The following is a 288-nucleotide window of genomic DNA, read 5'->3' on the forward strand; positions in this document are numbered from 1 at the left end:
GTCGCCCGTCCCGTGGTGACCGAGGCCGGACACGTCCCGGGTAAAGTCCGGAACGAGATCGACGTCCTTCGGGTCGACCTTCAGGTAGACCAGCAGCTTGCTCCGCTGCGGCGGGCACAGGCAGGCGAAGTTCCGCAGCCGCTGATACGCCCGGTAGGTCTTGCGCTCCACCCGGTTCACGCCGTCCCCAAACCCAAGCAGGACCTCGTCGACCGCGCCCGCCAACTCGCGCATCGCCGCGCCCTGTGCATCAACCGCCGCCCGGGCGACCGCCCCGCGCCGTGCCCG

The 288-nt window shown here is 71.2% G+C and carries 1 protein-coding gene; it reads right to left on the bottom strand.

Going from position 1 to position 288, the window contains the following annotated elements; all coding sequences use genetic code 11:
- On the bottom strand, nucleotides 1–288 hold a 288-nt coding region (locus WDW90_RS38960; RefSeq protein ID WP_336492980.1), incomplete at both ends, for a DUF5655 domain-containing protein.

Source organism: Methylobacterium nigriterrae, assembly GCF_037106235.1.
GTDB classification, from domain to species: Bacteria; Pseudomonadota; Alphaproteobacteria; order Rhizobiales; family Beijerinckiaceae; genus Methylobacterium; species Methylobacterium nigriterrae.